Annotated in this window: 23 protein-coding genes; 6 read left to right on the plus strand and 17 right to left on the minus strand. The window is 58.8% G+C overall.

The features are described from left to right. Positions 1-11 precede the first annotated feature (11 nt). From BT199_RS19150 to BT199_RS19175, 6 genes are read left to right on the plus strand one after another with little or no spacing between them, the layout of a single operon-like run. Positions 12-632, plus strand: a complete 621-nt coding sequence (locus BT199_RS19150; RefSeq protein WP_072435289.1) for a CDP-alcohol phosphatidyltransferase family protein — start codon at positions 12-14, stop codon at positions 630-632. Between the two features lie 10 nt (positions 633-642). Further along, complete coding sequence (locus BT199_RS19155) at positions 643-2,391, plus strand: bifunctional alpha/beta hydrolase/class I SAM-dependent methyltransferase (RefSeq protein ID WP_038452043.1); 1,749 nt, start codon at positions 643-645, stop codon at positions 2,389-2,391. A gap of 2 nt (positions 2,392-2,393) precedes the next feature. Further along, the gene (locus tag BT199_RS19160) at positions 2,394-3,692 is read left to right on the plus strand and encodes a phosphatase PAP2/dual specificity phosphatase family protein (protein WP_072435290.1); all 1,299 of its coding nucleotides are present in this window, start codon (positions 2,394-2,396) and stop codon (positions 3,690-3,692) included. Then, positions 3,682-4,125 carry a hypothetical protein gene (locus BT199_RS19165; RefSeq protein WP_072435291.1) on the plus strand — a complete coding sequence of 148 codons (444 nt, stop codon included), beginning with the start codon at positions 3,682-3,684 and terminating at the stop codon, positions 4,123-4,125. The genes BT199_RS19160 and BT199_RS19165 overlap by 11 nt, the downstream gene beginning before the upstream one ends. Positions 4,126-4,134: 9 nt before the next feature. Next, the gene (locus BT199_RS19170) at positions 4,135-4,755 is read left to right on the plus strand and encodes a lysophospholipid acyltransferase family protein (protein ID WP_032901856.1); all 621 of its coding nucleotides are present in this window, start codon (positions 4,135-4,137) and stop codon (positions 4,753-4,755) included. A gap of 1 nt (position 4,756) precedes the next feature. After that, a complete protein-coding gene (locus tag BT199_RS19175) occupies positions 4,757-5,689 on the plus strand; it encodes a phosphatidate cytidylyltransferase (protein WP_014720583.1) in 933 nt (310 codons plus the stop codon). Between the two features lie 167 nt (positions 5,690-5,856). Here BT199_RS19175 and BT199_RS19180 read toward each other — a convergent pair whose 3' ends face one another. The 17 genes from BT199_RS19180 to mnmG form a co-directional block, all read right to left on the minus strand. Next, positions 5,857-6,222, minus strand: a complete 366-nt coding sequence (locus BT199_RS19180; RefSeq protein WP_014720584.1) for an avidin-fold protein — start codon at positions 6,220-6,222, stop codon at positions 5,857-5,859. Between the two features lie 84 nt (positions 6,223-6,306). Beyond that, positions 6,307-8,139 carry a glutamine--fructose-6-phosphate transaminase (isomerizing) gene (gene glmS / locus BT199_RS19185; protein ID WP_014720585.1) on the minus strand — a complete coding sequence of 611 codons (1,833 nt, stop codon included), beginning with the start codon at positions 8,137-8,139 and terminating at the stop codon, positions 6,307-6,309. 10 nt (positions 8,140-8,149) lie between these two features. Next, positions 8,150-8,917 (minus strand): DeoR/GlpR family DNA-binding transcription regulator, encoded by a 768-nt coding sequence (locus tag BT199_RS19190; protein WP_014720586.1) that lies wholly within the window; start codon positions 8,915-8,917, stop codon positions 8,150-8,152. Between the two features lie 226 nt (positions 8,918-9,143). Further along, positions 9,144-10,511, minus strand: a complete 1,368-nt coding sequence (gene glmU, locus BT199_RS19195) for a bifunctional UDP-N-acetylglucosamine diphosphorylase/glucosamine-1-phosphate N-acetyltransferase GlmU (protein WP_072435292.1) — start codon at positions 10,509-10,511, stop codon at positions 9,144-9,146. A gap of 122 nt (positions 10,512-10,633) precedes the next feature. Continuing rightward, positions 10,634-11,050, minus strand: coding sequence for a F0F1 ATP synthase subunit epsilon (locus BT199_RS19200; protein ID WP_003195825.1), 417 nt, complete (start codon positions 11,048-11,050; stop codon positions 10,634-10,636). Between the two features lie 44 nt (positions 11,051-11,094). Further along, positions 11,095-12,471, minus strand: coding sequence for a F0F1 ATP synthase subunit beta (atpD, locus tag BT199_RS19205; protein ID WP_003195827.1), 1,377 nt, complete (start codon positions 12,469-12,471; stop codon positions 11,095-11,097). A gap of 27 nt (positions 12,472-12,498) precedes the next feature. Continuing rightward, complete coding sequence (gene atpG / locus BT199_RS19210) at positions 12,499-13,359, minus strand: F0F1 ATP synthase subunit gamma (protein ID WP_005792602.1); 861 nt, start codon at positions 13,357-13,359, stop codon at positions 12,499-12,501. Between the two features lie 50 nt (positions 13,360-13,409). Beyond that, positions 13,410-14,954, minus strand: a complete 1,545-nt coding sequence (atpA, locus tag BT199_RS19215; protein WP_003195831.1) for a F0F1 ATP synthase subunit alpha — start codon at positions 14,952-14,954, stop codon at positions 13,410-13,412. Positions 14,955-14,975: 21 nt separating this feature from the next. Continuing rightward, the gene (locus BT199_RS19220) at positions 14,976-15,512 is read right to left on the minus strand and encodes a F0F1 ATP synthase subunit delta (protein WP_003195833.1); all 537 of its coding nucleotides are present in this window, start codon (positions 15,510-15,512) and stop codon (positions 14,976-14,978) included. Positions 15,513-15,524: 12 nt separating this feature from the next. After that, on the minus strand, positions 15,525-15,995 hold the full coding sequence (locus BT199_RS19225; protein ID WP_003195835.1) for a F0F1 ATP synthase subunit B: 471 nt from the start codon (positions 15,993-15,995) through the stop codon (positions 15,525-15,527). A 55-nt stretch (positions 15,996-16,050) separates the two neighbouring features. Next, positions 16,051-16,308, minus strand: a complete 258-nt coding sequence (gene atpE, locus BT199_RS19230) for a F0F1 ATP synthase subunit C (protein WP_002555987.1) — start codon at positions 16,306-16,308, stop codon at positions 16,051-16,053. 133 nt (positions 16,309-16,441) lie between these two features. Further along, positions 16,442-17,311 (minus strand): F0F1 ATP synthase subunit A, encoded by an 870-nt coding sequence (gene atpB / locus BT199_RS19235; protein ID WP_003195886.1) that lies wholly within the window; start codon positions 17,309-17,311, stop codon positions 16,442-16,444. A gap of 16 nt (positions 17,312-17,327) precedes the next feature. Continuing rightward, entirely contained in the window at positions 17,328-17,735 is a 408-nt protein-coding gene (locus BT199_RS19240; RefSeq protein WP_010565865.1) for a F0F1 ATP synthase subunit I, read from the minus strand. A gap of 148 nt (positions 17,736-17,883) precedes the next feature. Continuing rightward, positions 17,884-18,756, minus strand: coding sequence for a ParB/RepB/Spo0J family partition protein (locus tag BT199_RS19245; RefSeq protein WP_003195890.1), 873 nt, complete (start codon positions 18,754-18,756; stop codon positions 17,884-17,886). Positions 18,757-18,765: 9 nt separating this feature from the next. Next, a complete protein-coding gene (locus BT199_RS19250; RefSeq protein WP_003195891.1) occupies positions 18,766-19,563 on the minus strand; it encodes a ParA family protein in 798 nt (265 codons plus the stop codon). A gap of 18 nt (positions 19,564-19,581) precedes the next feature. After that, positions 19,582-20,226: a 16S rRNA (guanine(527)-N(7))-methyltransferase RsmG gene (rsmG, locus tag BT199_RS19255; protein ID WP_020302581.1), complete on the minus strand. Its 645-nt coding sequence runs from the start codon at positions 20,224-20,226 to the stop codon at positions 19,582-19,584. Beyond that, a complete protein-coding gene (gene mnmG, locus BT199_RS19260) occupies positions 20,223-22,115 on the minus strand; it encodes a tRNA uridine-5-carboxymethylaminomethyl(34) synthesis enzyme MnmG (RefSeq protein ID WP_014720591.1) in 1,893 nt (630 codons plus the stop codon). The genes rsmG and mnmG overlap by 4 nt, the downstream gene beginning before the upstream one ends. Positions 22,116-22,539 lie beyond the last annotated feature (424 nt).

The raw sequence follows: 22,539 nt of genomic DNA on the forward strand, positions 1-22,539 counted from the left end.
GCGCCACCCCCATGATTTCCATCTACCAACTCAAACCGCGTTTTCAAAACCTGCTGCGGCCTCTCGTGCAGCGTCTTTATGACAACGGCACCACCGCCAACCAGATCACCGTGCTGGCCGGGGTTATTTCCCTGCTGGTGGGGCTGTTGATCGCGGGCTTTGCCCAACACCTCTGGCTGTTTGCACTGATCCCGCTGTGGATGATTGTGCGCATGGCGCTCAATGCCATCGATGGCATGCTCGCCCGGGAGTTCGGCCAGCAGTCGCGCCTCGGTGCTTACCTCAATGAATTGTGCGACGTGATCGCCGATAGCGCGCTGATCCTGCCCTTTGCATTGATCCCCGATGTGAGCCTGGCACCGGTGCTGCTGGTGACGCTGCTGGCGGTATTCAGCGAATACGCCGGGGTGCTGGGGCCGATGGTGGGCGCGTCGCGCCGTTATGACGGGCCCATGGGCAAGAGTGATCGGGCGTTCGTACTCGGGGTGCTGGCCACGGGCGTGGCGCTGGGCTGGCTCGGCGCCGGTTGGGTGGAGGCGGTGATGTGGCTGGTGGCCGCCCTGCTCGCCTATACCTTGGTCAACCGGGTGCGTCAGGGCCTCAAAGAACAACATTCTCTCCCTTCTGCATAAGGATTTTGCGATGCGCGAACAGCAAGAGCACACCTTCAGTACCCATGATGGCGTCGAGCTTTTCTACCGGCACTGGCCGGCCACGGCAGGCGCCGGGCCGCGCAAGGCGATCCTGTTGTTCCATCGCGGCCATGAGCATTCGGGGCGCATTGCCCACCTGGTGGATGAACTGGGCCTGCCTGAATTCGACTTCTTCGCCTGGGACGCCCGTGGCCACGGCCAATCCCCAGGCGAGCGCGGCGACAGCCCCAGCTTTGCCACCAGCGCCCGCGACGTGCAGACGTTCTGTGATCACATCAATGCCACCTACAGCATCGAAGAGGAAGACATCGCCGTCATCGCCCAAAGCGTCGGCGCGGTGATTGCGGCCACCTGGGTTCATGATTACGCGCCAAAAATCCGCGCCCTGGTGCTCGCCTCGCCAGCCTTCAAGGTCAAGCTGTATGTGCCCCTCGCCCGCCCGGGCCTGGCACTGATGCGCAAGTTTCGCGGCAACTTTTTCGTCAACAGTTACGTCAAGGCCAAGTTCCTCAGCCATGATCCGGAACGGGTGGCGTCCTACGACAGCGACCCCTTGATCACCAAGGCCATCTCGGTGAATGTGCTGCTGGGCCTGTACGAAGCCGCCGACCGGGTTGTAGCCGATGCCCAGGCGATCCAAGTGCCGACCCAGCTGCTTATCTCCGGCTCCGATTTTGTGGTGCACCGCAAACCCCAGCAGCAGTTCTTCGACCGCCTCGGCAGCCTGAAAAAAGAGCTGCATATCCTCCCCGGCTTTTTCCACGACACCCTCGGCGAACGTGATCGCGCCGTGGCTGTGACCAGCGCCAAGCGCTTTATCTTGCAGAACTTCGCGCACCCGCTGGACCGCGCTTCTCTACTGGACGCCGACAAACTTGGCGCCACGTGCGCCGAATCCGAATCCCTCGCCGCGCCGCTGCCACGCAACTCCCTGCGCGACCTGTACTGGCGCATGACCCGCGCCAGCATGGGCCTGGGCAAGAACCTTTCGGATGGGGTGAAGCTGGGCTTCGACACCGGCTTCGATTCCGGCAGCACCCTGGACTACGTGTATCGCAATAAGCCTACCGGCAAGGGCGGGCTGGGGCGGATGATCGATACCAACTACCTCAATTCCATCGGCTGGCGCGGTATTCGCCAGCGCAAGCTTAATGTCGAGGAACTGCTGCGCCTGGCCATGGCCAAGCTGCGTGATGACCAACGCGAAGTGCGCATTGTCGACATCGCCGCCGGCCACGGCCGCTACATCCTGGAAGCCTTGCAAGGCGTATCGCCGCTGCCGGAATCGATCCTGCTGCGCGACTACAGCGACATCAACGTGCGCGACGGTGGCGCGCTGATTCGCGAGAAGGGCCTGGGGGACATCGCCCAGTTCGTCAAAGGCGATGCGTTCGACCGCGCTGACCTGGCTGCCCTGGCCCCTAAGCCGACGCTGGCCGTGGTATCCGGCCTGTACGAATTGTTCGCCGATAACGCCATGGTCGGCGGCTCGCTGGCGGGCTTGGCCGAAGCCGTGGAGCCAGGTGGTTACCTGGTCTACACCGGGCAGCCGTGGCACCCGCAGTTGGAGCTAATTGCCCGTGCGCTCACCAGCCACCGTCAGGGCCAGGCCTGGGTGATGCGCCGGCGCAGCCAGGCGGAAATGGACCAACTCGTCGAAGCGGCGGGCTTTCGCAAGATCACCCAGCGCGTGGATGAGTGGGGCATTTTCACCGTGTCCCTGGCACAGAAGATCTGAACATGCGCGAACCCGGTTTATTGAAACCTGCGGTGCTCTGGCTGCTGCTGTTGGCGCCGCTGTTTTTCAGCACCTATGGCTTTGCCACCTGGGTCACCAGCCAGCGCAGCGACGTCGGCACGCTGGTGTTCGGCTGGGAAAGCCATATGCCGTTCTGGGCCTGGACCATCGTGCCCTACTGGTCCATCGACCTGCTTTACGGCTTCTCCCTGCTGCTGCCCAATACACGGCATGAGTTGAAACAACATGCACTGCGCCTGCTGAGTGCGCAGGTGATTGCCGTGAGTTGCTTCCTGCTCTGGCCTCTGCGCTTCACGTTTGAGCGGCCGGAACTGGACGGTGTGTTCGGCTGGCTGTTCGCCGTGCTGGCCGGTTTCGACAAACCGTTCAACCAGGCGCCTTCACTGCATATCGCGCTGCTGGTGATCCTGTGGGTCATGTATCAGCGGCACACCCAGGGGATTTGGCGCTGGGTGGTGCATGGCTGGTTTGCGCTGATCGGCATCTCGGTGCTGACTACTTATCAACATCACTTTATCGACTTACCCACAGGCGCCCTCGCGGGGTGGTTGTGCGTGTGGTTATGGCCGGTGGAACACCCGAGCCCATTGTTGAGTGCCCGGTTAACGCGCGATACCCAACGCTGGCGCCTGGCTGTTCGCTATGGGCTGGGTGCGATAGTACTGCTGACGCTGGGTTTGGTACTTCGCGGCGGCTGGCTGTGGTTGCTGTGGCCAGCGGTTTCCCTCGGCTTGATCAGCGCCAACTACCTGGTGATCGGCGCGCCGGGCTTTCAAAAACGTACAAATGGCCGCCTGACGCCTGCCGCTCGCTGGCTGTATGCGCCTTACTTGGCAGGGGCGTGGACCAATTCGCGGCTGTGGACACGCAAACATCCACAGCCGGATCTGATTGTGGATAACGTCTGGCTGGGGCGTGTTCCTACAACCTCTGAGCAAGGCCCGTTCAAAGCCATTGTCGATCTGTGTGCCGAACTGCCGATTAATCCACAGGGCCGTGCTTATGCCTGCGTGCCGGTACTGGACCTGATCACCCCGACAGCCGACGAATGCCTGAAGGCCGCGCACGCCATTGAACGTCTGCGAACGAGTGGCCCCTTGCTGGTGTGCTGCGCCCTCGGTTATTCCCGTAGCGCCACTGCCGTCGCCGCCTGGCTGCTGACCACCGGGCGCGCCGCAACGGTTGACCAAGCACTGGCTATTATTCGTACAGCACGGGCCACTGTGGTCCTGCACCCCGCACACCGTAAAGCGTTGGAGGGTTTGCATTATGCCCGCTGATATGGAACTCCAGGTAGTCGCCAGCCTGCTACGTCGTGGCCGTTCCCTGGATCAGTTATCCACAGGCCTGACGTTGCTCGGCGTACTGTTCGGCCTTGCCCAACTGTTGTTGGCCAGTATTTCGACGACCTGCCTGCTGCTGGCCCTGTGGATGATCGTGCTGGGCCTGCTGGAAAAATACTGGGCGCTACGGGTGGCCTTTGACGCCGATCTGTTCGCCTTGCTGGCCCGCGACGTTACCCGCACGCCAGACCTTGACCAATCCTTGCAAACCCTTGGCCTGCAATTGCCCAAGCGAGCCGGTCGGCCATGGAGCGAACGCCGGCGCGGCGCTCTCAAACTGTTGCGTAAACAAGCCTGGCTACTGGGCGCGCAAGCGCTGCTGACCCTGGGCGTCATCCTTGCCAGCCCTTGGCTGCCTTTTGCCGGATAAGGAATCCTCATGTTCGAACCCGTGGTCGCCACGCTGATTACCTCCATGGCCCGCACCGTCACCGGCGCTCGCAGCCTGTGGCTGGGGTGCGCGCCAGTGCCGGTGCAGCGCATCTATTTCGCCAACCACAGCAGCCACGGTGACTTCGTGCTGGTGTGGGCGTCACTGCCGCAGAACCTGCGCAAGTTCACACGCCCGGTGGCCGGCAGCGATTACTGGAACAAGAGCGCGTTGCGCCGCTACATCATCAACCGCGTATTCAATGGCGTGCTGATCGACCGCGAGCGCAAAGAGCCTGTGGATAACCCACTGATGCCCATGCTCGCGGCCCTGGAAGGCGGCGATTCGTTGATCATCTTTCCCGAAGGCACGCGCAATCTGGAGGATGGCTTGCTGCCGTTCAAAAGCGGCTTGTACCACTTGGCAAAGAGTTACCCACAGGCCGAATTGGTCCCTGTGTGGATAGCCAACTTGAACCGGGTCATGCCCAAGGGTCGCGTATTGCCATTGCCGTTGTTATGCACCACCAGCTTCGGTGCCCCCCTGCAATTGGAAGAAGGCGAAGACAAAGCCGCCTTCCTCGCCCGCACTCGCGACGCCCTGCTCGCCCTTGCCCCGGAGCATTCCTGAGATGGATAGCCAAACCCTGATGTTATTTGGCGGCATCGGCGCGATCCTGGTCATCGCCTCGCTGATCGGCCTGATCCTCAAGCTGCGCACCCGTGGCAGCCCCAACGCAGTTATCGACAACCTCAACGCCCGCATCAACGCCTGGTGGGTGATGGTGGTGGTCATCGGCATCGCCTTCTGGCTCGGCACCGGCGCGGTGATCCTGCTGTTCTACGCGGTGTCGTTCTACGCCCTGCGCGAATTTCTCACCCTCACGCCCACCCGGCGCAGCGACTACCCGGCCCTCGTGGCCGCGTTCTACCTCGCCCTGCCGCTGCAATACCTGCTGATCTACGCCGACTGGTATGGACTGTTCTCGATCTTCATCCCGGTGTACGTGTTCCTGCTGCTGCCGATCCTCGCCTCCCTGGGCGGCGACAGTACGCACTTTCTGGAACGGGCATCGAAGGTGCAATGGGGGTTGATGATCGCCGTGTTCTGCGTGTCTTTCGTCCCGGCGCTGCTGACATTGGACATACCGGGTTACGAAGGCCGTAACCTGCTGCTGATCGCCTATCTGGTGATCGTGGTGCAACTGTCGGACGTGCTGCAGTACGTGTGCGGCAAGCTGTTCGGCAAACACAAGATCGCGCCCAACCTGTCGCCGTCGAAAACCGTGGAAGGTTTTGTCGGCGGGATCCTGTTGTCGTCGCTGATCGGCGCAGCGCTGTGGTGGACCACACCGTTCAATCCCTGGCAATCATTCCTGATCGCGCTGCTGATCAACCTGCTGGGGTTTGCGGGAGGGATTGTGATGTCGGCGATCAAGCGTGACCGCGGGGTGAAAGACTGGGGCCACATGATCGAAGGGCACGGCGGGATGCTGGATCGGCTGGATTCGGTGTGCTTTGCGGCGCCGATCTTCTTTCATCTCGTGCGCTACTGGTGGACCTAACCCACCCCTTTCTCAAACCCGATGGAGATCAAATGTGGGAGCTGGCTTGCCTGCGAAGGCGGTGGTGCAGTAACAGATGCAGCGACTGACACGCAGCCCTCGCAGGCAAGCCAGCTCCCACAGGGGATATGCGCCTACCTGTAGGTTTTATGGTGCTTTCAATACCTCTAGCCAGTGATCTCGATATAGCTAGACTCTCCGCCTCCGGTCGCACCCGATAGCCAGCCCCAAACGAAACTCAGGGTAGTGCGCCCGGCGTGATCAACACCTACCGTGCCTCGTGACCACCCTGCGAGCAGCTCCCCGTCCAGGGTGACGCACTGATAAAGCAGCTCGATAGTATCTGGGCCGGTCACCCGCCCGACCTGCGTTCCCAGGCGAATTCGGCCACCTTGGTAAGTGCTCGAAATCACCCCGCCTTCGACTTCGTAATGAAACACGGTGCCGGTACCGGACAACCCTTGGGCGTTGTTGGCGACCACGAACCGGCGATTGTGCAAACGTGCGTGGACGGTAGCAGGAGGGTTTTGCATCAATACGCATCCTTGAATTGAGCGAATTCAAAACACAAAAAAGGGGCTGTTGAAAACAGCCCCTTTTGGGTACACCAGTAAGGCTTACTCCACCGTCACCGACTTCGCCAAGTTGCGCGGCTGGTCAACGTCGGTGCCCTTGAGCACGGCGACGTAGTACGACAGCAACTGCAGCGGGATGGTGTAGAGGATCGGCGACAGGGTGTCGTGGATGTGCGGCATGTTGATGACGTGGGTGCCTTCACCGTTGGTCATTCCGGCCTTCTCGTCAGCGAAGACGATCAGTTGGCCGCCACGGGCGCGTACTTCCTGCAGGTTGGACTTGAGCTTCTCCAGCAGTTCGTTGTTCGGCGCCACGGTGACCACTGGCATGTCGTCATCCACCAGGGCCAACGGGCCGTGCTTCAGCTCGCCGGCCGGGTAGGCTTCGGCGTGGATGTACGAGATTTCCTTGAGTTTCAGCGAGCCTTCCATCGCAACCGGGTACTGCGCACCACGGCCGAGGAACAGGGTGTGGTTCTTGTCGGCGAACAGCTCGGCGACTTTTTCCACGGTGCCGTCCATGGCCAAGGCTTCGCCCAGGCGGGTCGGCAGGCGGCGCAGTTCTTCCACCAGAGTGGCTTCGACACCGTCGGCGAGGGTGCCGCGTACTTGGCCCAGAGACAGGGTCAGCAGCAACAGGCCCACCAGTTGGGTGGTGAAAGCCTTGGTGGAGGCGACACCGATTTCACGACCGGCCTGTGTCAGCAGGGTCAGGTCGGATTCACGCACCAGGGAGCTGATGCTGACGTTGCAGATCGCCAGGCTGCCGAGGAAGCCCAGTTCCTTGGCGTTGCGCAGGGCGGCCAGGGTGTCGGCGGTTTCGCCGGACTGGGAAATGGTCACGAACAGGGTGTCGGGCTGCACCACCACCTTGCGATAGCGGAACTCGCTGGCGACTTCGACCTGGCATGGGATGCCGGCCAGTTCTTCCAACCAGTAACGCGCCACCATACCGGCGTGGTAGCTGGTGCCGCAGGCGACGATCTGCACATTGCGCACTTTGGCGAACAGTTCAGCGGCTTGCGGGCCGAAAGCGTTCACCAACACTTGGTTCTGGCTCAGGCGACCTTCCAGGGTGCGCTGTACCACTGACGGCTGCTCGTGGATTTCCTTGAGCATGAAGTGGCGGAACTCGCCCTTGTCGGCGGCTTCGGCACCGTCGCGGTATTGCACGGCTTCACGTTCCACGGACTGACCGTTCACGTCCCAGATCTGCACGCTTTCACGGCGGATGTCGGCAATGTCGCCTTCTTCCAGGTACATGAAGCGGTCGGTCACTTGGCGCAGGGCCAGTTGGTCGGACGCAAGGAAGTTCTCACCCAGGCCCAGGCCAATTACCAATGGGCTACCGCTGCGGGCGGCCACGACGCGGTCAGGCTGGCTCGCGCTGATCACGGCCAGGCCGTAGGCGCCGTGCAGCTCTTTGACCGTGGCCTTGAGGGCGGTGGTCAGGTCGCTGTGGTCCTTGAGCTTGTGGTTGAGCAGGTGGGCGATCACTTCGGTGTCAGTGTCCGAGGTGAAGACGTAGCCCAGGCCCTTGAGTTGTTCACGCAGCACTTCATGGTTTTCGATGATGCCGTTGTGCACCACCGCCAGGTCGCCCGAGAAGTGCGGGTGAGCGTTACGCTCGCACGGAGCACCGTGGGTGGCCCAACGGGTGTGGGCGATCCCTAAGCGACCTACCAGCGGCTCACCGGCCAGGGCCTGGTCCAACTCGCTGACCTTGCCCGGGCGGCGCATACGCTCCAGCTTGCCGGCGTTAGTGAAGACGGCCACACCGGCGCTATCGTAGCCGCGGTATTCGAGGCGCTTGAGGCCTTCGATCAGGATGGCAGTAACGTTACGTTCGGCGACTGCGCCAACAATTCCACACATGGTGCTTCTCCTAGATGATTGCCGCGCATATCAGCGTAATGCCGCGGGCTTGGATCTGGTCGCGGGCCTCGAGCGGCAGGCGATCATCGGTAATAAGGGTATGGACGCTGCTCCAGGGCAGTTCCAGGTTGGGAATCTTGCGGCCGATCTTGTCGGATTCGACCATCACCACCACTTCACGGGCGACCTCGGCCATGACGCGGCTCAAGCCCAGCAGTTCGTTGAAGGTGGTGGTGCCGCGCTGTAAATCGATGCCATCGGCACCGATGAACAGCTGGTCAAAGTCGTAAGAACGCAGGACCTGCTCGGCGACCTGGCCCTGGAACGAATCCGAATGCGGGTCCCAGGTGCCCCCGGTCATCAACAGCACCGGTTCGTGTTCCAGTTCGCTCAAGGCGCGGGCCACGTTCAGGGAGTTGGTCATCACCACCAGGCCCGGCTGATGGCCCAGTTCGGGGATCATCGCGGCGGTGGTGCTGCCGCTGTCGATGATGATGCGCGCATGTTCACGCAAACGCTTCACGGCCGCACGGGCGATGGCGCGCTTGTAGACCGAGATGGGCTGGGCAGCGTCACCCACCAGCTCTTGGGGCATAGTGATTGCACCGCCGTAGCGACGCAGGAGCAAGCCGTTACTTTCGAGGGCAGCAAGGTCCTTGCGGATGGTCACTTCCGAAGTTTCGAAATGTTTGGCCAATTCGTCCACGCTGACTTCGCCCTGTTCGTTGAGCAAGGTCAGGATATTGTGGCGTCGTTGGGGGGTGTTTCGTTTCGACATGGTAGTGATAAGTTTCGTTTCGAAAGATAACGAAGGCAATCAAAACCTATTGGTGAAAGATCGTCAAGCGGGGCATGCAATATTTTTAAGTCACAAATCAATTGTGGGAGCTGGCTTGCCTGCGATAGCGGTTTGTCAGGCGACATCCCTGCTTAATGTCAGACCGCTATCGCAGGCAAGCCAGCTCCCACAGGAGGGCGTATCAACCTATGGAGTTGTGGATAACTCAGGTCTTCTTGATTTTGACCGGGCGTTTCCAGCCGTCGATGTTGCGTTGGCGAGCCCGGGCAACAGCCAGTTGGGACTTATCCACATCCTGGTTGATGGTTGAGCCCGCTGCGGTGTTGGAACCATCGCCGATGGTCACCGGAGCAACCAGCGAGTTATTGGAGCCGATGAACACGTCTTCACCAATGGTGGTCTGGTACTTGTTGGCACCGTCATAGTTGCAGGTGATGGTGCCGGCGCCGATGTTGGTGCGGGCGCCGATGACGGCATCGCCCAGGTAAGTCAGGTGGCCGACTTTGGCGCCTTCGCCCAGGTGAGCGTTTTTCAGTTCGACAAAGTTCCCCACATGGGCCTTGGCCCCCAGCTCGCTACCCGGACGCAAGCGCGCAAACGGCCCGGCATCGCTGCCCTCGCCCATCACCGCACCGTCGATATGGCTGTTGGCCTTGACCACCACGCCTTTGCGCAAGGTGCTGTCCTTGATCACGCAGTTCGGGCCGATCACCACACCGTCTTCAATGATCACGCGGCCTTCGAGGATCACATTGATATCGATCAGGATGTCGCGGCCCACCGTGACTTCGCCACGTACATCGAAACGCGCCGGGTCTCGCAGGGTCACACCCTGGGCCATCAGGCGCAGGCCTTCGCGCAGTTGATAGTGACGTTCCAGCTCTGCCAGTTGTTTGCGGTCGTTGGCGCCCTGCACTTCCATCGGATGGTGGGGCTGCTCGGTGGCGACCAGCAGGCCATCGCTGACGGCCATCTCGATGACGTCGGTGAGGTAATACTCGCCCTGGGCGTTGTTGTTGGACAGGCGGCTCATCCAATCGGCGAGCTTGTTGGCAGGCACCGCGAGAATGCCGGTGTTGCCTTCAGTAATCGCGCGCTGGGCTTCGCTGGCATCTTTGTGTTCAACGATGGCAGCCACCTTGCCGTCGGCGTTGCGCACAATGCGGCCGTAGCCCGTAGGGTCGTCCAGCTCCACGGTCAGCAGGCCCATCTGGCCAGGCACCACGTGCTTGAGCAGGCGTTGTAAGGTTTCCACTTCAATCAGCGGTACATCGCCGTAGAGGATCAATACCGTGTCCGCGGTGATGAAAGGCACAGCCTGCGCGGTCGCGTGGCCGGTGCCCAGTTGCTTGTCTTGCAATACGAAATTCAGGTCGGCCGCGGCCAGACGCTCACGGACCACATCGGCACCGTGGCCAATCACCACATGAATACGTTGTGGGTCCAGTTGCCGGGCGCTGTGGATAACATGACCCAGCATGGAATTGCCCGCGACCGGGTGCAGCACCTTGGGCAGGGCCGAACGCATACGAGTGCCCTGGCCTGCGGCGAGAATGACGATTTCAAGAGACATGAATGGCTACCAATCCTGGGCGGTCCGGGTTCAGACCAAAGAAGTGTTTTGCAAAAAAGAAAAAGGGTAGCCGAGGCTACCCTTTTTAATCAATCACGCATCAAGCAAAACGGCGTGGCCGCTTACTTCTTGCGGATCTGCTGGAGAGTACGCAGCTGGGCTGCGGCCTCGGCCAGACGGACTGCAGCAGCGCTGTAGTCGAAGTCTGCGCCTTTTTCGTTCAGCGCCTTCTCGGCAGCCTTGACGGCTTCCTGAGCGGAGGCTTCATCTAGGTCGCCAGCACGTTGCACGGTGTCGGCAAGTACCTTGACCATGTTCGGCTGAACCTCGAGGAAACCACCGGAGATGTAAAACACCTCACGTTCCCCGCCTTGCTTGGTCAGAGTGATCGGACCTGGCTTCAAGCTTGTGATCAGCGGGGCGTGACCCATGGCGATACCAAGATCACCCAAGTCGCCGTGCGCTGTTACAAACTCGACCAGACCGGAGAAAATTTCCCCTTCCGCGCTGACGATATCGCAATGGACTGTCATAGCCATCTGATTGCCTCAACCTGATGAGCGCCCGTTTCCGGGCGCCAGGATTACAGTTTCTTGGCTTTCTCGATCGCTTCTTCGATGCCGCCGACCATGTAGAACGCTTGTTCTGGCAGGTGGTCGTAGTCACCGTTGAGGATGCCTTTGAAGCCAGCAATGGTGTCTTTCAGGGAAACGTATTTACCCGAAGCACCGGTGAAGACTTCAGCCACGAAGAACGGCTGCGACAAGAAACGCTGGATCTTACGAGCACGGTTTACCAACTGCTTGTCGGCTTCCGACAGCTCGTCCATACCCAGGATCGCAATGATGTCCTTCAGTTCTTTGTAACGCTGCAGCACGTACTGAACGCCGCGAGCGGTGTCGTAGTGCTCCTGGCCGATCACGTTCGGGTCCAGCTGGCGCGAAGTCGAGTCCAGTGGATCGACCGCTGGGTAGATACCCAGGGAAGCGATGTCACGGGACAGAACGACGGTGGCGTCCAAGTGGGCGAAGGTGGTAGCTGGCGACGGGTCGGTCAAGTCATCCGCAGGTACGTATACCGCTTGGATCGAAGTGATCGAACCTTCCTTGGTCGAAGTGATACGTTCTTGCAGAACGCCCATCTCTTCAGCCAGGGTCGGCTGGTAACCTACTGCAGAAGGCATACGGCCCAGCAGTGCGGATACTTCAGTACCGGCCAGGGTGTAACGGTAGATGTTGTCGACGAACAGCAGAACGTCGTTACCTTCGTCACGGAATTTCTCGGCCATGGTCAGGCCAGTCAGGGCTACGCGCAGACGGTTTCCCGGCGGCTCGTTCATCTGACCGTAAACCAGTGCCACTTTGTCCAGAACGTTGGAGTCCTTCATCTCGTGGTAGAAGTCGTTACCCTCACGAGTACGCTCACCCACACCTGCGAACACGGAATAACCGCTGTGCTCGATGGCGATGTTACGGATCAGTTCCATCATGTTTACGGTCTTGCCTACACCGGCACCACCGAACAGACCGACTTTACCGCCTTTGGCGAACGGGCAAACCAGGTCGATAACCTTGATGCCGGTTTCCAGCAGGTCGTTGCCGCCCGCTTGTTCTGCGAACGAAGGTGCTGCGCGGTGAATGCCCCAGCGCTCTTCGGTGGCAATCGGGCCAGCTTCGTCGATCGGGTTGCCCAGTACGTCCATGATCCGGCCCAGGGTCGCTTTACCGACCGGTACGGAGATGGCAGCGCCAGTGTCGACAACGTCCAGACCGCGCTTCAAGCCTTCGGTGGAACCCATCGCAATGGTACGAACTACGCCGTCGCCCAGCTGCTGCTGAACTTCCAGGGTAGTTTCCGCGCCTTGTACTTTCAGCGCGTTGTAGATGCTCGGTACGCTGTCGCGTGGAAATTCCACGTCGATAACGGCGCCGATGATTTGAACGATACGTCCGCTACTCATAGCTGGATCCTCTGAATATTTGAACCGTTAAACCGCGGCAGCGCCGCCGACGATTTCCGAGATCTCTTGGGTGATCGCAGCCTGACGCGCCTTGTTGTAGATCAGCTGCAAATCGCTGATCAGATCACCGGCGTTATCGGTAGCGTTTTTCATCGCGATCATCCGCGCCGCTTGTTCAGCTGCGTTGTTCTCGACCACCGCCTGGTACACCTGCGACTCCACGTAGCGCACCATCAAGCCGTCAAGCAGCTCTTTGGCGTCTGGTTCGTAGAGGTAGTCCCAGTGGTGCTTGAGTTCCTGATCCGGGGTTGCCACCAGTGGAATCAATTGCTCCACGGTTGGCTGCTGGGTCATGGTGTTGATGAACTTGTTGGATACCACGGACAGGCGGTCAATCCGGCCTTCCAGGTACGCATCCAGCATCACCTTCACACTGCCGATCAAATCATTGATCGACGGCTCTTCACCCAGGTGGCTGATAGCTGCAACGACGTTACCGCCGAAGTTGCGGAAAAAGGCCGCACCCTTGCTACCAACAACACACAGATCGATCTCGACGCCGTTTTCGCGGTTTACCGCCATGTCCTTGACCAGGGCCTTGAACAGGTTGGTATTCAGACCACCGCACAAACCACGGTCACTGCTCACTACCACATAACCTGCACGCTTGACGGCGCGCTCGATCATGAACGGGTGGCGGTATTCCGGGTTGGCGTTGGCCAGATGCCCAATTACCTGGCGGATACGCTCCGCATAAGGACGGCTAGCAGCCATGCGCATTTGTGCCTTGCGCATTTTGCTGACCGCCACTTTTTCCATGGCGCTGGTAATTTTTTGCGTGCTTTTGATGCTCGCAATCTTACTGCGAATCTCTTTTGCGCCTGCCATGTAACACCTATCAGGTTAGCAAGCGGAAGCCTTGCGGCTCCCGCTGCGGCTTACCAGGTTTGGGTGGCCTTGAACTTCTCGATACCGGCTTTCATGCCAGCGTCGATATCGTCATTGAAGTCACCCTTCACGTTGATCTTCGCCATCAATTCGGCGTGATCGCGGTTGAAGTAAGCAATCAGCGCTTGTTCAAAGCTGCCGACCTTGGCGATTTCAACGTCGGTCAGGAACCCACGCTCAGCGGCATACAGCGACAACGCCATGTCAGCGATCGACATTGGGGCGTATTGCTTCTGCTTCATCAGCTCGGTAACGCGCTGACCATGCTCAAGTTGCTTACGGGTCGCTTCGTCCAGGTCAGAAGCGAACTGGGCGAATGCCGCCAGTTCACGGTACTGAGCCAGAGCGGTACGGATACCACCGGAGAGCTTCTTGATGATCTTGGTCTGAGCGGCACCACCCACACGAGATACCGAAACACCGGCGTTCACTGCAGGGCGGATGCCCGAGTTGAACATGGCCGATTCCAGGAAGATCTGACCGTCGGTGATGGAAATCACGTTGGTCGGAACGAACGCGGAAACGTCGCCAGCCTGGGTTTCGATGATCGGCAGTGCGGTCAGGGAACCGGTTTTGCCGGTCACTGCGCCGTTGGTGAACTTCTCTACGTACTCTTCGGAAACGCGGGATGCGCGCTCCAGCAGACGGGAGTGGAGATAGAACACGTCGCCTGGGTAAGCTTCACGGCCTGGTGGACGGCGCAGCAGCAGGGAAATCTGGCGATAAGCCACTGCTTGCTTGGACAGATCGTCATAAACGATCAGCGCGTCTTCACCGCGGTCGCGGAAGAATTCACCCATGGTGCAACCGGAGTACGGTGCCAGGAATTGCAGCGCAGGAGATTCCGAAGCACTGGCAGCCACGATGATCGTGTTGGCCAGGGCGCCGTTTTCTTCCAGCTTGCGAACTACGTTGGCGATGGTCGATTGCTTCTGACCGATGGCTACGTAGACGCAGAAAATGCCGCTGTCTTTCTGGTTGATGATCGCGTCGATCGCCAGAGCGGTTTTACCGATCTGACGGTCACCGATGATCAGCTCACGCTGGCCACGGCCGACCGGGATCATGGCATCGACAGCCTTGTAGCCAGTCTGTACAGGCTGGTCTACCGACTTACGCCAGATCACGCCTGGAGCAACTTTCTCGACCGCGTCGGTCTCGGTGTTGCCCAGTGGACCTTTACCGTCAACAGGGTTACCCAGTGCGTCGACTACGCGACCCAGCAGTTCCTTACCAACCGGAACTTCCAGGATGCGGCCTGTGCACTTGGCGCTCATGCCTTCAGCCAGACTGGTGTACGCGCCCAATACAACGGCACCTACGGAGTCTTGCTCCAGGTTGAGGGCCATACCGTAGACGCCGCCCGGAAACTCGATCATCTCGCCGTACATGACGTCGGCCAGACCGTGAATCCGCACGATGCCGTCAGATACGCTGACGACAGTGCCTTCGTTACGGGCTTGGGAGGTCACATCGAGCTTGTCGATGCGGCCCTTGATAATTTCACTTATTTCGGAAGGATTGAGTTGCTGCATTGCTCTGCTGCCCCTTCAAACTCAAGATTTCAATGCTTCGGCAAGTTTCGCGATTTTGCCGCGAATCGAGCCATCGATAACCAGGTCGCCGGCACGGATAACAACACCACCAATAAGCGATGCGTCCTCCGAAGCTTGCAGGCGCACTTCCCGATTGAGTCGTGCACTGAGAACCTTGGCGAGTTTGTCTTGCTGTTCTTGGTTCAATGCGAAAGCACTGGTCACTTCAACGTCTACCGATTTCTCTGCTTCGGCCTTGTACAGGTCGAACAGAGCGGCGATCTCCGGCAATAGCGGGAGACGGTCGTTTTCGGCAATGACGTGGATGAAGTTCTGCACCTTCACATCAAACTTGTCGCCGCACACTTCAATAAAAGTGGCGGCCTTGTCTGCGCTCGTCAGGCGCGGGGCCTTGAGCACGCGCTGCATGGTGTCGTCTTGCGACACTGCTGCAGCCAGGCCGAGCATGGCTGACCAAGAGGCCAGTTGCTGGTGGGCCTGGGCGTGCTCGAAGGCTGCCTTAGCGTAAGGTCGGGCCAACGTGGTCAGTTCTGCCATGATCGCCCTCGCTTAAATTTCAGCAGCCAGTTTGTTAACCAGCTCCGCGTGCGCGTTTTGATCGATTGTGGCACCGAGGATCTTCTCGGCACCGCCAACGGCCAGAGCACCCAGTTGGGCACGCAGCGCGTCTTTGACACCGTTCAGTTCCTGTTCGATCTCGGCATGAGCCGAAGCCTTCACACGGTCAGCTTCGACGCGGGCTTTTTCAACAGCCTCTTCGACGATCTGGTTACCGCGTTTCTTGGCTTGCTCAATGATCTCGGCTGCCTGTGCTTTAGCTTCGCGCAGTTGCTGACCCACTTTCTCGTGGGCCAACTCCAGGTCGCGAGCTGCACGGCTGGCAGCGTCCAAACCATCCGCGATCTTCTTCTGACGTTCGTGCAAAGCCGCGATGACCGGAGGCCACACGAACTTCATGCAAAACACTACAAAAATGAAGAACGCAACGGATTGGCCAATCAGGGTTGCATTAATGTTCACGCCAACACCTCGCTCATTCGTTGTCCATCACCCCAATCACTCGAAAATCGAGTGATTAGCCAGCGAGTTGACCAACGAAGGGGTTCGCGAAGGTGAAGAACAGTGCGATACCAACGCCGATCATGGTCACGGCGTCGAGCAGGCCGGCGACGATGAACATTTTAACTTGCAGCATTGGGACCATTTCTGGCTGACGCGCTGCGCCTTCCAGGAATTTGCCGCCCAGCAGGCCGAAACCAATGGCAGTACCCAGGGCGCCCAGGCCGATCAACAGTGCAACAGCGATAGCGGTTAGACCAACTACAGTTTCCATCTTTCCTCCCGACTTTTACGTCGTATGGTTTAGGTTTTTTAGATTTTAAAGCGGTAAAACAAATCGTTTCATAGCCCTGTTGGGCCACCTTCCCGTTTGACCGGGAAGGACATCAGACTAGTCGAGACTGGTCTTAATGGTTCTCTTCGTGCGCCATCGACAGGTAGACGATGGTCAGCATCATGAAGATGAAGGCCTGCAGGGTAATGATCAGGATGTGGAACACAGCCCACGCCCACTGCAGAACTACGCCCAGGCCGCTAAGCCAGAGCAGGCCGCTGCCGAACATCACAGCGATCAGAATGAACACCAACTCGCCGGCATACATGTTGCCGAACAGTCGCAGAGCCAGGGAAATCGGCTTGGCGATCAGGGTGACGAATTCCAGCAGGAAGTTCACCGGGATCAGCAGGGCTTGAACGAAGATGTTCTTGCTGCCGAACGGGTGCAGGGTCAATTCGCCGATGAAGCCGCCGATGCCCTTGACCTTGATGCTGTAGAAAATGATCAGCGCGAATACCGACAGAGCCATGCCCAGTGTGGCGTTCGGGTCAGTGGTGGATACGGCGCGGAATGGAATGTGCGGGTCGCCGGAGATCGCCATGGCCAACTGAGGAATCCAGTCCACCGGGATCAGGTCGACGGCGTTCATCAGGAACACCCAGACGAAGATGGTCAGTGCCAGCGGTGCAATCACCGGGCTACGGCCATGGAAGCTGTCTTTCACGCTGCCATCGACGAATTCGACCAATACTTCAACGAAGTTCTGCAAAGCACCTGGCTGACCCGAAGTCGCCTTCTTTGCCGCCATGCGGAAAATCAGAACGAAGATCAGACCCAATGCGACCGACCAACCCAGAGTATCCAGGTGGAAAGCCCAGAAACCCATTTCTTTGGCTTCTGCTGCGGTGTGGGCAAAGCCCCAGCCGCCATTAGGAAGCTGACCGAAGGTCAGGTTCTGCAAGTGGTGCTGGATATAGCCCGAAGCGGTTGTTTCTGCCATGGTTGCCTCAAACGCCCTAAGGTTTCGAAAGTCTTGTTTTCATTAGCAGGGGAGCGAACCAGCTGACCAGTTGGGTCAACACGAAGACGCCGAATACAGCCAGCGGCGCCAATGGCTTCACACCTGCAAAGGTCAGTGCAAACAGCACTGCCGTCAAAATCAGTTTCCCTGCTTCGCCGGCATAAAAAGACCGGACGATAGCCTGGGCTGCTCGGGCGCCGGAAAACCGAAAGGCCCTGTGAGCAAAATACATATTGGGCAGCAAGGCTATCAGGCCTCCGCAGAGTCCTGAATACCCGGCTACGACTCCATGCCAATACCAGAGCGCCAATGCGGCGATCAGCAAAATGACAAATTGAGCCAGTAGAACCGGAAAAACAGCCAAGCGATGGAACGGCAACGTGTTTGGCGTGCGGGTTTCCATCACTCTTGCTCCTCAATGGTCGGCTGCCGGAAATCAATAACTTGGCATAATTTGTGCCGACAAAATGCGCGCAGAGTATAGGGGCGGTTCAGCCCCTATTCAACTGTCGGGTAGTGATTTCCGATCACGCGCTACATAAGCAAATGTTTCAGCGGATGTGGGCAAGGACGCCTTGAAGCTCGTCAAGGGAGTTATATCCGATGACCAATTGCCCTTTGCCCTTCTTGCCGTGACGAATTTGCACCGCAGAGCCCAGGCGCTCGGCCAGGCGCTGCTCGAGTCGCGCGATATCCGGATCAGGTTTGGCGGTTTCCACCGGTGCAGGTTTGCCGCTGAGCCATTGGCGCACCAGCGCTTCAGTCTGACGTACGGTCAGGCCTCGTGCGACAACGTGTCGCGCCCCTTCAACCTGTTGATTTTCCGGCAAACCGAGCAACGCACGGGCATGGCCCATTTCCAGGTCGCCGTGGGACAACATGGTCTTGATCACTTCCGGCAGCGCGATCAAACGCAACAAGTTGGACACGGTGACGCGGGACTTGCCCACTGCCTCGGCCACTTGTTGCTGGGTGAGCTGGAATTCCTGCTGCAAACGCTGCAACGCAATCGCTTCTTCGATCGGGTTGAGGTCTTCACGCTGAATATTCTCGATCAGTGCCATGGCGATCGCGGTTTCATCCGGCACGTCGCGCACCATCGCCGGGATAGTCTCCTTGCCGGCCTGCTGGCTGGCACGCCAGCGGCGCTCCCCGGCGATAATCTCAAAGCGGCCACCGCCAATGGGGCGCACCACGATGGGCTGCATCACGCCCTGAGCCTTGATCGAGTTGGACAGTTCTTCCAGGGCCTGGGGGTCCATGTCCCGACGTGGCTGGTATTTGCCGCGCTGGATCAGGTCCAGCGGCAAGTGCTGCAGCTCGCGTTCGTCGGCCTGCACCGCTTGTTCTTCAAGCGATGTGACGGTCGGACCACTCAACAGTGCATCCAGTCCACGTCCGAGACCTCGTTTCTTGACGGCCATGGGGATTCCTTAAGTTGGCTGGGCTGCAGCGGTGCGTGAATTACGGCGTTGGCGGCGAACCATCTCGCCAGCCAATGCCAGGTAGGCGATGGCGCCACGCGAGGATTTGTCGTACGCCAGCGCCGGCATGCCATAGCTTGGCGCTTCGGCCAGACGGATGTTGCGTGGAATCACGGTGTCGTACAGCTGGTCACCGAAGTGTTCCTTGAGCTGCGCCGACACATCGTTCATCAGGCTCAGGCGCGGGTCGAACATGGTCCGCAACAAGCCTTCGATCTGCAGTTTCGGGTTGAGCAACTCGGCAATGCGCTTGATGTTATCCACAAGGTCGCTCAGGCCTTCCAACGCGTAGTACTCGCACTGCATGGGGATAATTACCCCATCGGCGGCCACCAGCGCGTTAAGCGTGAGCATCGACAGCGACGGTGGGCAGTCGATCAAGATGTAATCGTAGTTGTCGCGAATGGGCGCCAAGGCGCTGCGCAGACGGCTTTCTTTCATCTGCATTTCCAGCAGCACCACTTCCGCCGCGGTCAGATCGCGATTGGCCGGCAGCAGTTGGTAACCGCCGTGCTCGGAATAATGCATGGCCTGGGCCAGGTCGCATTCGCCAATCAGCAAATCGTAGACCGAGTTTTCCAGGCCGTGTTTATCCACACCGCTACCCATGGTGGCGTTGCCCTGTGGATCGAGATCGATCAACAGCACCCGACGCTTGGTCGCGACCAGGGATGCTGCGAGGTTGATACAGGTGGTGGTTTTACCCACGCCACCTTTCTGGTTCGCTATCGCGAATACCTTAGCCATTCTTGCTTGTGTTCCCAATCATGCCGTGCGGCGCAGTATCAGCAGATGGCGTTGGCCTTGGCAACCAGGTACGGCCAAGGCGTGTTCGCTATCGAGGTGGAAGTCTGCCGGCAATGCTAACAGCTCGTCGCTTGGATGGACGCCCTTCATTGCCAGCCAGCGCGTGTCGCGATCGCCAAGGTGGCGGGTCCAGTTGCTGAAGTTCTCCATGCTGCTGAACGCCCGGGAAACAATTCCGTTGAAGGGCTGTTCAGGCGTGAAGGCTTCGACGCGGCTGTGGATAACTTGCAGGTTGTCCAGCTTGAGTTCGAGTTTGACCTGGGTCAGGAAGCGGGTTTTCTTGCCGTTGCTGTCCAGGCAGGTCACTTGCGACTCGGGAAACAGAATCGCCAGCGGAATACCGGGCATTCCGCCGCCGCTGCCGACATCCAGCCAGCGACCATTTTCGATGAATGGCATAACACTAAGACTATCGAGCAGATGGCGCGAGACCATTTCGTCCGGATCACGCACTGCGGTCAGGTTGTAAGCCTTGTTCCATTTGATCAACAGGGCCAGGTAGCCCAGCAGTAGCTCATGCTGGGCTTCGGTCAGCGCAACGCCCAACTGGCGCGCCCCTGTGGATAACTCTTCGGCGTGTTGCGAGGTGACCAACGAACTCAAGCGCTTTGCTCCAACTGACGGCCCGCGCCGCGTTTTTTCAAATGAATCATCAACAGCGAGATGGCTGCCGGGGTGACGCCAGGAATACGTGAAGCCTGCCCGAGGGTTTCCGGACGAGTTATCCCCAACTTGCTTTGGATTTCTTTCGACAACCCGGAAATCCCGGTGTAGTCGATATCCACAGGCAGCTTGGTGTCTTCACTGGCGCGCAGGCGAGCAATTTCGTCCTGCTGGCGATCAATGTAACCGGCGTACTTGGTCTTGATCTCCACCTGTTCAGCAACTTGTGGGTCTTCAGCGCCCTGGCCTGTCACTTCGACCAAACCAGCGTAGTCGATTTCCGGACGGGAAAGCAGGTTGAGCAAGTTGTACTCATGGGTCAACGGCGTGCCGAATTTTTCTGCGATGGCGTCGCCCTGCTCCGTGCCCGGGCGAACCCAGGTACTTTTCAGACGCTGTTCTTCGAGCGCAATGCTTTCGCGTTTTTTGCAGAAGGCCGCCCAGCGGGCGTCATCGACCAGGCCCAGCTCGCGACCTTTTTCGGTCAAGCGCAGGTCGGCGTTGTCTTCGCGCAGGATCAGACGGTATTCCGCCCGAGATGTGAACATCCGGTACGGTTCCTGGGTACCCAGGGTAATCAGGTCGTCGACCAATACGCCGATGTAGGCTTCATCGCGACGCGGGCACCAGCTGTCTTTGCCCTGTGCACGCAATGCTGCGTTGGTCCCGGCCAGCAAACCTTGGGCCCCGGCTTCTTCATAACCGGTGGTGCCGTTGATTTGGCCGGCGAAGAACAGGCCACCGATCACTTTGGTTTCCAGGCTGTATTTCAGGTCGCGCGGGTCGAAGTAGTCGTACTCGATGGCGTAGCCCGGACGCACGATGTGCGCGTTTTCCATACCGCGAATCGACTGCACGATCTGGATTTGCACATCGAACGGCAGCGAAGTGGAAATTCCGTTGGGGTACAGCTCGTGGGTGGTCAGGCCTTCGGGTTCGATAAAGACCTGGTGGCTTTCCTTGTCGGCAAAGCGGTGGATCTTGTCTTCGATCGACGGGCAATACCGCGGGCCAATGCCTTCGATCACCCCGGAATACATCGGCGAACGATCAAGGTTCGCGGCAATGATTTCGTGGGTACGGGCGTTGGTGTGGGTAATCCAGCAGCTGACCTGTTTCGGGTGCTGTTCTTTGGAACCCATGAACGACATGACCGGGATCGGCGTGTCGCCGGCTTGCTCGGTCATCATCGAGAAATCCACAGAACGCCCATCAATGCGTGGCGGGGTCCCGGTTTTCAAGCGGCCGACGCGCAGCGGTAGTTCACGCAGACGTTTTGCCAGAGCAATCGACGGCGGGTCACCGGCACGGCCACCGGAATAATTTTGCATACCGATGTGGATAAGTCCGCCCAGGAACGTGCCCGTGGTCAGTACGACCGAATCTGCATGAAAACGCAGACCCATTTGCGTAACAACACCACGTACCTGGTCCTGCTCGACGATCAAGTCATCGGCGGCCTGCTGAAATATCCACAGGTTCGGCTGGTTTTCTAGCGTTTCGCGTACCGCAGCCTTGTACAGGATGCGGTCGGCCTGAGCCCGGGTAGCACGTACGGCCGGGCCTTTACGGCTGTTGAGCACGCGAAATTGAATACCACCCTTGTCGGTGGCCATCGCCATTACCCCGCCAAGGGCATCGATTTCCTTGACCAGATGGCTTTTGCCAATCCCGCCAATTGCGGGGTTGCAACTCATGGCACCGAGGGTTTCCACGTTATGCGTCAGCAACAGGGTTTTTACACCCATGCGTGCTGACGCCAGTGCTGCCTCGGTACCGGCATGACCGCCGCCGATGACGATCACTTCAAAACGGGAAGGGAAATCCACCACGCACCTCGTGCCTGCTTATGTAGGTAATCAGGAATTGTTTGTTGAAAGGGTTTTAGAGCTTTGCGGGCAAGTATAGGGACTTAGGGCTTCCTAAAGAACCCTTTGCACAAAATTTAACCAGCTGTGGATGAATCACAGACAATAGAAATTAAAAGAGAGAAATTTATTAAATCTTTGTTTTTATGTTTATTTATACTGGGCAACATTTCTGTGGATAGATCTCTACAGGCCTTTATTTTCAATGTGTACAGCGATTCAAAACGTTGTGGTCATCTGCCAATGAGGCCCTTGGATAAGTGCTTTAAGCCTGTGGATTAAACGACCGGTTATCCACAGATGGGTTTTTACGCAGGTTTCACGCCCTGTTATCAACTGGGCACAGGAGCGGTTATTCACAGGGCTTAATCCACAGAAACGGCCG

Origin of the sequence: Pseudomonas sp. NFR02 (assembly GCF_900119375.1) — a bacterium.
GTDB lineage: Bacteria > Pseudomonadota > Gammaproteobacteria > Pseudomonadales > Pseudomonadaceae > Aquipseudomonas > Aquipseudomonas paracarnis.

What these genes read in the sequence shown, in the direction of transcription:
- BT199_RS19150 (WP_072435289.1), top strand. Translation starts at nt 12, where the DNA reads ATGATTTCCATCTACCAACTCAAACCGCGTTTTCAAAACCTGCTGCGG.
- BT199_RS19155 (WP_038452043.1), top strand. Translation starts at nt 643, where the DNA reads ATGCGCGAACAGCAAGAGCACACCTTCAGTACCCATGATGGCGTCGAG.
- BT199_RS19160 (WP_072435290.1), top strand. Translation starts at nt 2,394, where the DNA reads ATGCGCGAACCCGGTTTATTGAAACCTGCGGTGCTCTGGCTGCTGCTG.
- BT199_RS19165 (WP_072435291.1), top strand. Translation starts at nt 3,682, where the DNA reads ATGCCCGCTGATATGGAACTCCAGGTAGTCGCCAGCCTGCTACGTCGT.
- BT199_RS19170 (WP_032901856.1), top strand. Translation starts at nt 4,135, where the DNA reads ATGTTCGAACCCGTGGTCGCCACGCTGATTACCTCCATGGCCCGCACC.
- BT199_RS19175 (WP_014720583.1), top strand. Translation starts at nt 4,757, where the DNA reads ATGGATAGCCAAACCCTGATGTTATTTGGCGGCATCGGCGCGATCCTG.
- BT199_RS19180 (WP_014720584.1), bottom strand. Translation starts at nt 6,222, where the DNA reads ATGCAAAACCCTCCTGCTACCGTCCACGCACGTTTGCACAATCGCCGG.
- glmS (WP_014720585.1), bottom strand. Translation starts at nt 8,139, where the DNA reads ATGTGTGGAATTGTTGGCGCAGTCGCCGAACGTAACGTTACTGCCATC.
- BT199_RS19190 (WP_014720586.1), bottom strand. Translation starts at nt 8,917, where the DNA reads ATGTCGAAACGAAACACCCCCCAACGACGCCACAATATCCTGACCTTG.
- glmU (WP_072435292.1), bottom strand. Translation starts at nt 10,511, where the DNA reads ATGTCTCTTGAAATCGTCATTCTCGCCGCAGGCCAGGGCACTCGTATG.
- BT199_RS19200 (WP_003195825.1), bottom strand. Translation starts at nt 11,050, where the DNA reads ATGGCTATGACAGTCCATTGCGATATCGTCAGCGCGGAAGGGGAAATT.
- atpD (WP_003195827.1), bottom strand. Translation starts at nt 12,471, where the DNA reads ATGAGTAGCGGACGTATCGTTCAAATCATCGGCGCCGTTATCGACGTG.
- atpG (WP_005792602.1), bottom strand. Translation starts at nt 13,359, where the DNA reads ATGGCAGGCGCAAAAGAGATTCGCAGTAAGATTGCGAGCATCAAAAGC.
- atpA (WP_003195831.1), bottom strand. Translation starts at nt 14,954, where the DNA reads ATGCAGCAACTCAATCCTTCCGAAATAAGTGAAATTATCAAGGGCCGC.
- BT199_RS19220 (WP_003195833.1), bottom strand. Translation starts at nt 15,512, where the DNA reads ATGGCAGAACTGACCACGTTGGCCCGACCTTACGCTAAGGCAGCCTTC.
- atpE (WP_002555987.1), bottom strand. Translation starts at nt 16,308, where the DNA reads ATGGAAACTGTAGTTGGTCTAACCGCTATCGCTGTTGCACTGTTGATC.
- atpB (WP_003195886.1), bottom strand. Translation starts at nt 17,311, where the DNA reads ATGGCAGAAACAACCGCTTCGGGCTATATCCAGCACCACTTGCAGAAC.
- BT199_RS19240 (WP_010565865.1), bottom strand. Translation starts at nt 17,735, where the DNA reads ATGGAAACCCGCACGCCAAACACGTTGCCGTTCCATCGCTTGGCTGTT.
- BT199_RS19245 (WP_003195890.1), bottom strand. Translation starts at nt 18,756, where the DNA reads ATGGCCGTCAAGAAACGAGGTCTCGGACGTGGACTGGATGCACTGTTG.
- BT199_RS19250 (WP_003195891.1), bottom strand. Translation starts at nt 19,563, where the DNA reads ATGGCTAAGGTATTCGCGATAGCGAACCAGAAAGGTGGCGTGGGTAAA.